This window comes from Oscillospiraceae bacterium (assembly GCA_035353335.1).
Classification (GTDB): Bacteria; Bacillota; Clostridia; order Oscillospirales; family JAKOTC01; genus DAOPZJ01.
The window spans coordinates 1-1,496 of sequence record DAOPZJ010000078.1 but is presented as its reverse complement, the minus strand read 5'-3'; the positions used below and the strand labels follow the sequence as shown (position 1 = coordinate 1,496).

The 1,496-nt window shown below is 53.9% G+C and carries 2 protein-coding genes; both read right to left on the bottom strand.

Features of this window, described 5'->3' with window-relative positions; all coding sequences use genetic code 11:
• Window positions 1–136 precede the first annotated feature (136 nt).
• A complete protein-coding gene (locus PKH29_11850) occupies window positions 137–685 on the bottom strand; it encodes a Lar family restriction alleviation protein (GenBank protein HNX15531.1) in 549 nt (182 codons plus the stop codon).
• Window positions 686–887: 202 nt separating this feature from the next.
• The gene (locus PKH29_11845) at window positions 888–1,190 is read right to left on the bottom strand and encodes a GIY-YIG nuclease family protein (protein ID HNX15530.1); all 303 of its coding nucleotides are present in this window, start codon (window positions 1,188–1,190) and stop codon (window positions 888–890) included.
• Window positions 1,191–1,496 lie beyond the last annotated feature (306 nt).

Sequence of the window (1,496 nt, the reverse complement as noted above, 5' to 3'; positions counted from 1 at the left end):
TATGGCGGTGTCTGCGGGCGATTGATAATCGCCCCTACAGTGGGGTACGGCGGGCCGCGCCCGATATCGCCCCTACATGGTACGGCGGGCGAACAAAGTTCGCCCCTACGGTGTGATACAAATCAATCTTAACAAATCACCCGTAGCGGCACCGCTCGGCGAAGGGAATGACGACGTAAACGAAAAGGGCGGTATGCGCGGCGAGGGCGGCGAAGAAGGCGAGGACCGCCGCGATATTGTTTTTCACGCGCTCCTTTTTAAGCAGGCGGCGGACGGCGCCGAAGTGCTTTTTGGAAAATCCGGCGAACAGAAACAAAGCGGCCGCCAGCCAAACGGCCGCGAACAGGGCCATCCCGACGGTCAGGATGCCGGGCGATCCCGGACTCAGCGAGGAGATCATGGTGTAGGCAAAGACCGGGCCGAATACCAAAAAGAAAAAGCGGATGAAGACCTTCCGCCAGGTTTTGAACGGCTTCATGACGAAGGCGTACATGCCCCGGAGTTCGGTGTCTTTCAGATCTTTCGCCTCGCTGCGGTTCCATGCCTCCGCCGCCTCGCCGCGCGTCGCGAATTCGTCGGTGGATTTGCCGCATGCGTAACACTCGCAGTAATAGCCGGTGCGGTCTTCGACGGACTCGGAAAGCGCGGCTTCGCCGCCGCAGACGGGGCAGGACTTTATGTACATATTCCCGATACTCCTTTTGTCATTTTATTATCATTGTCTATTCGCTGACGGGACTGCGTTCTCCCGTTATTGCGAGGGGCTTTGGTACATTGCGCGCGCTGCTTTCAGCGGGACTCGTCGGGGGCATTCCAACGTCGTCATTGCGAGCGAAGCGCGGCAATCCAGACTCCCTCCCGCGTATATCTTCCTGCAAAGACGGGTTTTAATTCAGACCGAGGATTTGATCGTATAAATCGACCCACCCGGGATTTTCTTTTTCAATCAATCGCAATTTATCCATTCTGGAACCCGCTTTAATTTGCTTCTCCCTTTCGATCGCGTCAATAATCTGACCAAAGATCTCATAATAGCCCAGTTTATCAACACCGTATTTTTTTGTGAAGCCGTCCACCATTTTACTTTTATGCTCGTAAACCCGTTTTATCAAATCGGACGTTACGCCTGTATATAAAGTGCCGTTCCTTTTGTTAAAAAGGATGTATACATAACCGCATTTCTTTTGCATGAGGGCTCCTTTCCGTTCTTCATTGCGAGGGGCTTCAATACGTCGGAACGATCCGGTTCCCGTCATTGCGAGCGAAGCGCGGCAATCAAATGCTGCGGCAATCCGGTCTTCTTCGTACACGCGCGCTGCGTCTCCGGAATTGCCGTGCAATTTGAATTGCCGTGCAATTTGATTGCATTCGTCCCGGCGCGGGATAAAATCCCGCGTATATCCTCATGTAATGACGGAGGAGATCTGCGCGAAAACAAAGTGATGGGGACAATCCATGCGATGGGGACTGGATTGCCGCGGTCGTACCTCCCTCGC